Source organism: Kitasatospora xanthocidica, from assembly GCF_014656195.1.
Taxonomy (GTDB): Bacteria; Actinomycetota; Actinomycetes; order Streptomycetales; family Streptomycetaceae; genus Kitasatospora; species Kitasatospora xanthocidica.
The window spans coordinates 39,334-48,664 of record NZ_BNBY01000046.1 but is presented as its reverse complement, the minus strand read 5'-3'; the positions used below and the strand labels follow the sequence as shown (position 1 = coordinate 48,664).

Sequence of the window (9,331 nt, the reverse complement as noted above, 5' to 3'; positions counted from 1 at the left end):
GCCGCCCTGCGCGCCACCGAAGACGAAGTCATCCCGCTGCTCGGCGAGGACGTGACGATCGCGGCCGTCAACTCGGCTGACAGCGTGGTCATTTCGGGCGATGAGGCAGCCGTCGAGGCCGTGCTCGCCCACTTCTCCGACCGCAAGCACACCCGGCTGAAGGTCTCGCACGCCTTCCACTCACCGCTGATGGACCCGATCCTCGAAGACTTCAGGACGGCCGCCAAGAGCATCACCCACCACGCGCCGACCATCCCGGTCATCTCCAACCTCACCGGCCAGCCCCTCACCGACGCCAACGCCGACTACTGGGTCAACCACCTCCGCGGCACCGTCCGCTACCACGACACCGTCACCCACCTCGCCGAACAAGGCATCACCACCCACCTCGAAATAGGCCCCGACGCCGCCCTCACCCCCCTCACCCCCAACACCACCCCCACCACCCGACGCAACCACCCCGAACCCCGTCAGCTGGTCACCGCCCTCGCCACGCTGCACCTCACCCCCCTCAACCCCACCGCCCACACCATCCCCCTCCCCACCTACGCCTTCCAGCGTGAGCAGTTCTGGCTGCCCACCCCGCTGACCACCGCCGACCCGGCGGCTCTCGGCCTCACCCCCCTGGGCCACCCGATCCTCACCACGCACCTCATCGTCCCCGACACCGGCACCACCGTCCTCACCGGGCGCCTGTCCACCACCGCCCAGCCCTGGCTCACCGACCACGTGGTCGCGGGCACCATCGTCTTCCCCGGTACCGGCCTGATCGAGCTGGCCACCCAGGTCGGCGACCACACCGGGTGCCCGACCGTCGAAGAGCTCACCCTCCACACCCCGCTGACCGTCCCCGAGCAGGGCACCGTCCAGCTCCAGGCCGTCGTCACCGCACCGGACGCCACCGGCCGCCGCACCCTCACCATCCACTCCCGCCGCCCCGATGAGCAGGACTGGACCCGCCACGCCGAGGGCACCCTCGCCCCCACCACCGACGCGACACCCGAACCACTCACCACCTGGCCCCCCACCGGCGCCGAGCCGGTGGACGTCAGCGGGCTGTACCCGCGGATGGCCCTGGGTGGTCTGCCGTACGGCCCGGTGTTCCAGGGCGTACGCGCCGCCTGGCGCCTCGGCGAGGACGTCTACGCCGACATCGCCCTCCCCGAGGACGAGGACGCGTCCCCCTTCAACCTGCACCCGGCGCTGCTCGACGCCGCCCTGCACCCGATGGCGCTGACCAGCGCCTCGGAGGACCGCGCCGCCCTGCCGTTCGCCTGGTCCGGCCTGCACCTGCACGCCACCGGCGCCCGCGCCCTGCGCGTGCGGATCACCCCGCTGCGGCACGGCGAGATCCGGCTGACGGCCGCAGACCCGACCGGGCAGCCGGTGCTGGCACTGGACTCGCTCGTCCTGCGGGAGTTCAGCGCCGAGCAGATCGGTGGCGGCCCCGGCCGCAACCCCTTCGAGTCGCTCTACCGGGTGGCCTGGGAGGCCCTGCCCGCGCCCGCGGGCGGCGTGCCCGAGGACGGCCCGGCCGCGTCGTACGGCCGCTGGGGCGAGCCGACGGCCGACGGGGCGGTCCCGGGCCTGGTGTTCCTGGACGCCGCGCCGGCCGAGGGCCTGGACGTTCCGGAGGCGGTGCAGGAGCTGACGGACCGCCTGGTCGGTGCGCTGTCCTCGTGGGCCGCCGACGAGCGCTTCGCCGAGTCCCGGCTGGTCGTCCGCACCCGGGGCGCGGTCGCCCTCGACGGCGAGCGGGTCACCGACCTGGCCGCCGCGTCGGCGTGGGGCCTGGTCCGGGCGGCTCAGGCCGAGGCACCGAACCGCTACCTGCTGGTGGACGCCGACGACGCGACCACCGAGGCCCGGATCGCCGCGCTGCTGGCCTCCGGGGACGAGCCGCAGCTCGTGGTGCGCGCCGGTACGGCCCACCTGGCACGGCTGCGCGCGGTGTCCGCCCGGGACGGGCTGGTGCCGCCGGCCGGGCCCTGGCGGCTGGAGACGACCGGCGGCGGCACCCTGGAGAGCCTCGAACTCGCCCCGGCTCCGGACGCCGCGGCGCCGCTGGAGCCCGGACAGGTCCGGGTCGGGGTCCGGGCGGCCGGCGTCAACTTCCGGGACGTGATGATCGCGCTGGGCATGTACCCCGGCGGAGGGGCGATCGGCGGCGAGGGAGCCGGCGTGGTGCTGGAGTGCGGGCCCGGGGTCACCGGCCTGCGGCCCGGCGACCGGGTGTTCGGCATCTTCGAGAACGCCTTCGGCCCGGTCGCGGTGAGCGACCACCGGCTGCTCGCCCCGATGCCGACCGGCTGGACCTTCCAGCAGGCGTCGACCGTCCCGATCGTCTTCCTCACCGCCTGGTACGGCCTGGTCGACCTGGCCGCGGTCCGTCCCGGCGAGCGGGTCCTGGTGCACGCGGCGACCGGCGGTGTCGGCATGGCCGCCGTACAGGTGGCCCGGCACCTCGGGGCCGAGGTGTTCGGCACCGCCTCCCCCGGCAAGTGGCCCGCCCTGGCCGAACTCGGCCTGGACGAGGCGCACATCGCCAACTCCCGCACCCTGGACTTCGCCGACCGGTTCCGCACCGCCACCGACGGCGCCGGGGTGGACGTGGTCCTCAACTCGCTCGCCCGCGAGTTCGTGGACGCCTCGCTCGGTCTGCTGCCGCGCGGCGGCCGCTTCGTCGAGATGGGCAAGACGGACGTCCGCGACGCCGAACAGATCGGCCTGGACCACCCCGGCGTCACCTACCGGGCGTTCGACATGCTGGACGCCGGGCCCGAGCGGATCCGGCAGATGCTGCACGAGCTGCTGCCGCTCTTCGAGTCCGGCGCGCTGCGCCCGTCACCGGTCACCGCGTGGGACGTCCGCCGGGCCGCCGAGGCCTTCCGGCACATCAGCCAGGCCCGGCACGTCGGCAAGGTGACGCTCACCGTCCCCACCGACCTGGACCCCGAGGGCACGGTCCTCGTCACCGGCGGCACCGGTGGCCTCGGCGCCCTGGTCGCCCGCCACCTGGTCGCCGAGCAGGGCGTCCGCCACCTGCTGCTGCTCAGCCGGCGCGGCGGCGACGCGCCCGGCGCCGCCGAACTCGTCCGCGAACTCACCGGACTCGGCGCGGACGTCCGGATCGCCGCCGGGGACGTCGCCGACCGGGAGCTGCTGGCCGCCGTCATCGACGGCATCCCCGCCGAACACCCGCTGACCGGCGTGGTGCACACCGCGGGCGTCGTCGACGACGGCGTCATCGCCTCGCTCACCCCCGAGCGCGTCACCACCGTCCTGCGCCCCAAGGCCACCGCCGCCTGGCACCTGCACGAGCTCACCCGCCACCTCGACCTGGCGATGTTCGTCCTGTTCTCCTCCGCCTCCGGCATCGTCGGCTCCGGCGGGCAGGGCAACTACGGCGCGGCCAACGCCTTCCTGGACGCCCTCGCCGCCCACCGCCGGGCGACCGGACTGCCCGGTCAGGCACTGGCCTGGGGCCTGTGGGCCGACGGCATGGGCCGGGCGATGAGCGAGACCGACATCCGCCGGGTCGCCCAGTCCGGGATGCGCCCGCTCTCCGCCGAGCAGGGCGTCGGGCTCTTCGCCGCCGCCACCCGGCTCACCGAACCGGTGGTCCTCCCGATGCGGCTCGACCTCCAGGTCGTCCGCACCACCACGCCGCTGCTCTCCGGACTCGTCCGGGTGCCCACCCGCCGCACGGCCGCCGACGGCGCCGCGAACGGCGACACGCTCGCCCTGCGCATCGCCCAGGCCCCGGCCGACGAACGGCTCGAACTCGCGCTGAACGCCGTCCTCACCCAGGCCGCCGCCGTCCTCGGGCACAGCTCGGGCGCCGCCGTCGACCCGCTGCGGGCCTTCAAGGACCTCGGCTTCGACTCGCTCTCCGCGATCGAACTGCGCAACCGCATCAACACCGCCTCCGGCCTGCGCCTGCCGGCCACCCTCGTCTTCGACTACCCGAACGCCGAAGCCCTCGCCCGCCACCTCGCGGCCGAGCTCGCCGCCGACGGACCCGGCACCGCGGCCACCACCGCCACGCCCGGCAGCACCGGACGCACCGCCGGCGCGGGCGACCCCGACGAGCCGATCGCCATCATCGGCATGGCCTGCCGCTACCCCGGCGGGGTCTCCTCACCCGAGGACCTGTGGCGGCTGGTCGCCGACGGCGTCGACGCCGTCTCCGCCTTCCCCACCGACCGCGGCTGGGACCGGACCCACCTCTACGAGGCCGCGGCCGGCGCCGACGGCGGTCACACCCTGGAGGGCGGATTCCTCTACGACGCGGGCCGGTTCGACCCCGCGTTCTTCGGCATCAGCCCGCGCGAGGCGCTCGCCATGGACCCGCAGCAGCGCCTGCTGCTGGAAGCCTCCTGGGAGGCGCTGGAACGGGCCGGGATCGCCCCGGCATCGCTGGCCGCCACGGCGACCGGCGTGTTCGTCGGGGCCTCGCACCAGGAGTACGCGAGCGGCTCGGGCGTCCCCGAGGAGGTCGCCGGGTACACGGGCGCCGGACGGGCGACCAGCGTCGCGTCGGGGCGCATCTCCTACACCTTCGGGTTCGAGGGCCCGGCCGTCACCGTCGACACCGCCTGTTCGTCCTCCCTGGTCGCGCTGCACATGGCCGCCCAGTCACTGCGCACCGGCGAGTCCACACTCGCCCTCGCGGGCGGGGTCTGCGTGATGGCCACCCCCGAACTGTTCGTCGAGTTCAGCCGCCAGCGCGGACTCGCCGCGGACGGGCGCTGCAAGGCCTTCTCCGACGCGGCGGACGGCACCGGCTGGGCCGAGGGCGTCGGCATGCTGCTCGTCGAACGGCTCAGCGACGCCCGACGCAACGGCCACCCGGTGCTCGCCGTCGTCCGCGGCACGGCCGTCAACCAGGACGGCGCCTCCAACGGCCTCACCGCACCCAACGGCCCCGCCCAGCAACGCGTCATCCGCGCCGCGCTGGCCAACGCGCAACTGACGGCGGCCGACGTCGACGCCGTCGAGGCGCACGGGACGGGCACCACGCTCGGCGACCCCATCGAGGCCCAGGCCCTGCTCGCCACCTACGGACAGGACCGCCAAGCCCCGCTCTGGCTCGGCTCGTTGAAGTCCAACATCGGACACGCCCAGGCCGCGGCCGGCGTCGGCGGCATCATCAAAATGGTCGAGGCCATGCGCCACGGCGTCCTGCCGAAGACCCTCCACGTCGACACACCGTCCAGCCATGTCGACTGGGAGACCGGCAAGGTCGAACTCCTCACCCAGGCCCAGGACTGGCCGCAGACCGGGCGCCCGCGCCGGGCCGCCGTCTCCTCCTTCGGCATCTCCGGCACCAACGCCCACGTCATCATCGAACAGGCCCCCGAACCGGCAGCCGTCGAACCGGCCACCCCGGCCACCGAACCCGCCCTGCCGCTGGCCTGGCCCCTGTCCGCCCGCACCCCCGACGCCCTGCGCGACCAGGCCACCCGCCTGCTCGCCCACATCGAGGCGACCGACGCCGACCCGCGCGACATCGCCCACTCCCTCACCACCACCCGCGCCCAGCTGGACCAGCGGGCCGTCGTCATCGGCACCGGACGCGACGAGCTCCTCGACGCGCTCCGCGCACTGGCCGAAGGGAAGAACCACCCCGGGATCGTCAGCAGCCAGCCCCTCACCGGCCGCCTCGCCTTCCTCTTCACCGGCCAGGGCGCCCAACGCCTCGGTATGGGCCGGGAGCTGTACGAGGCGTTCCCCGTCTTCGCCTCGGCGCTGGACGACGTCCTCGCACGCTTCGACGTCCCCGTCCGGGAGGTCATGTGGGGCGAGGACCCGGACGCCCTCAACCAGACCGGCACCGCCCAACTCGCCCTGTTCGCCTTCGAAACCGCGCTGTACCGACTGCTGGAGTCACTGGGCGTCCGCCCGGACTACCTCGCCGGACACTCCCTCGGCGAGATCACCGCCGCCCACGCCTCCGGCATCCTCACCCTCGACGACGCCTGCACCCTCGTCTCCGCCCGCGCCCGCCTCATGCAATCCCTGCCCACCGGCGGCTCGATGGCCGCCCTGCGCGCCACCGAAGACGAAATCCAGCCCCACCTCGGCGAAGACGTGACGATCGCCGCCGTCAACTCCGCCGACAGCGTCGTCATCTCAGGAACCGAAGCCGCCGTGGACGCCGTGCTCGCGCAGTTCGCCGACCGCAAGCACACCCGACTGAAGGTCTCCCACGCCTTCCACTCCCCCCTCATGGACCCGATCCTCGAAGACTTCCGGGCCATCGCCACGAGCATCACCCACCACGCCCCGACCATCCCGGTCATCTCCAACCTCACCGGGACACCCCTCACCGACGCCAACGCCGACTACTGGGTCAACCACCTCCGCGGCACCGTCCGCTACCACCACACCATCACCCACCTCGCCACCCAAGGCGTCACCACCCACCTCGAAATCGGCCCCGACGCCGCCCTCACCCCCCTCACCCCCAACACCACCCCCACCACAAGCCGCAACCACCCCGAACCCCGTCAGCTGGTCACCGCCCTCGCCACCCTCCACCTCACCCCCCTCAACCCCACCGCCCACACCATCCCCCTCCCCACCTACGCCTTCCAACACCGGACGTACTGGCTCGCCACACGGGCCGGATCCAGCAGCCCCGACCATCCGCTGCTCGGCGTCGCCATCGACACCCCCGACGGCGCCACCCACGTCACCAGCAGCCTCACCCCGGACGCCCTCCCCTGGCTGACCAGCACCGCCGTCGTCGAGCTGGCCACCCGGGCCGGCAACCACACCGGCTGCCCGGTCATCGAAGAGCTCACCCTCCACGCCCCGCTGACCGTCCCCGAGCACGGCACCGTCCAGCTCCAGACCACCGTCACCGCACCCGACACCACCGGCCGCCGCACCCTCACCATCCACTCCCGCCACCCCGACCAGCAGGACTGGACCCGCCACGCCGAAGGCACCCTCGCCCCCACCACCGACCCGACACCCGAACCACTCACCACCTGGCCCCCCACCGGCGCCGAACCGATCCCCCTCGACTCCCTCGACGGCCTCCACGACCAGCCCGCCGTGCTCGACACCGCGCTCCGGTGCCTGCGCGCCGTCTGGCGCCTCGGCGAGGACGTCTACGCCGACATCGCCCTCCCCGAGCACGAGACCGAGGTCAAGGCCGAGACCGAGGACGCGACCCCGTACAACCTGCACCCCGCCCTGCTCGACGCCGCCCTGCTCTCCGCCCTGGCCGCGCGGGGCGGTGTCGCCTCACCGGTCGCCTGGCGCGGGGTGAGCGTGTTCGCCGCCGGCCGGCGGGTGCTGCGGGTCCGGCTGACCCGCAGCGACGAGGAGACGGTGTCGCTGGGCATCGCCGACGACGAGGGCCACCCGGTGGCGGTGGTGGACGCCGTGACGCTGCGGGCCGAACGTCACCGGGCCCCGCTGTTCCGGGTGGAGTGGCAGCCGCTGGCACCGGCCGCGCCGAGCCGTTCCGCCGTTCTCGTGGAGCTCGGGGAAGTCCGGCCCACCGATGAGGAGTTGGCGGCCTCTGACGGCGCCGTCTTCCGCTGCCCGTCGAACGCCCGGGCGGCCGCCCGTACGCTGGCGGCGCTCCAGCGGTGGCTCTCGGACGACCGGTGCGCGGACACGCCGCTGGTCGTCGTGACGACCGGGGCCGTCGACGGGCCGGACCCGGCGCAGTCCCAGGTCTGGGGCCTGGTGCGCGCGGCGCAGGCGGAGCACCCGCACCGGTTCGTCCTGGTGGACACCGACGGCGGCCCTGGAGCCGAGCGGGCACCGGCGGTCGCCCTGGCCTCCGGCGAGGCCGAACTGGCCTTCCGGGGCGGCGTACCGCACTCCCCGCGCCTGGTCCGCCGCCGGTCCGTGGAACCCGAGGCCCAGGCCGCGACCGCGAGCCCGTCGTTCGACCCGGACGGCACCGTCCTGGTCACCGGCGGCACCGGCGCCCTCGGCTCCCTCCTCGCCCGCCACCTCGTCACCCACCACGGCGTCCGCCACCTGCTTCTGCTCGGCGCCGGTAGCGACCCCGCCGAACTGGCCGCCCTGGGCGCGGACGTCCGGGTGGCCGACGGGGACGCCGTCGCCGACCGTGACGCGCTCACCGAGCTGATCCGTGGCACCGAGCCGCCGGTCCGCGCGGTGGTCCACGCCGCTCCGGCCGGTGAGGCCGCGACGGTGTCCACGTTCGCCCCGGAGCGGTTCGGCGACCTGCTCGCCGCCGGGGCCGACGACGCCCGCACCCTGCACGAGGTCACCGGCGAACTCGGCCTGGAGCTTTCCCAGTTCGTCGTTCTCACCGGGGCGTCCGCACTGCTCCAGTCGGCCGGTCAGGCGGCCGCCGCAGCGGTCGACGCCGGGCTCGCCGCGCTCGCCGGGCACCGCCGCGGCCTCGGCCTCCCGGGGATCGCTCTCGCCTACGGGCCCTGGGCCGGGGCCAGGACGGAGGGGTCCGAGGACTCCGACCGTCCGTCCCGACGTCGGCCCGGTCTGCGGGAGTTGGCCCCGGCCGACGCCCTCGCGCTGTTCGACGAGGCCCTGTGCCACCCGGAGGCGCTCCTGGTGGCCGCGCGGCTCGACCAGGGCGCGATCCGCGAGCTGGCCTCGGACGGCGTCCTGCCGCCGCTGCTGCACGGCATCGTGCGCCCGGTCGCCCGCTCCGGCTCGGCCGGCCGGGCCGACGGCGCCGCGGCCGCCGAGGACCTGCTCCGCCGGCTGGCCGGCCTGGCCCCGGCGGAGCGGGAACGGACGCTGACCGAGCTGGTGCGCTCGCACGTGGCCGTGGTGCTGGGGTACCCGTCGGCGGCCGCCGTGGACCAGCGGCTGCCCTTCCGCGAGTTGGGCTTCGACTCGCTCAGCGCGGTGGAGCTGCGCAACCGGCTGACCACGGCGACCGGCGCCGTGCTGCCCTCGACGCTGGTCTTCGACCACCCGACCGTGCCCGATGTGGTGGCTCTGGTGGACGAGCTGGTCGGGGAGGCCGAGCGGGCCGGGACGACGGGCGCCGTGCTCGCCGAGGTGGACCGCCTGGAGGCGGCCATGGACGCGGCGTTCGCGGCGGCCGATCCGGCGGGCGGGCCGGCGGCGGGTGACGCCGCCCGGGCCAAGGTGACGGACCGGCTGGAGGCGCTGCTGCGCCGCTGGCGGGTCGACCGGGAGGCGGTGCCGGAGGCCGACCTCAGCGCCGCGACCGACGACGAGCTCTTCGACATCCTCGACCAGGAGTTCGGCCTGCCCGACCAGCCCTGACCGCCACCGCCCGACACGGGCACGACTCCGCACCGCACCACGAAGCACCGCACCACGAAGCACCGCACCGCACCAC

Annotated in this window: 1 protein-coding gene; it reads left to right on the top strand. The window is 74.8% G+C overall.

Annotation, left to right across the window (positions count from 1 at the left end; translation table 11 throughout):
* Window positions 1-51 precede the first annotated feature (51 nt).
* Entirely contained in the window at window positions 52-9,255 is a 9,204-nt protein-coding gene (locus tag IE332_RS42130) for a type I polyketide synthase (protein ID WP_268256667.1), read from the top strand.
* Window positions 9,256-9,331: the final 76 nt, after the last annotated feature.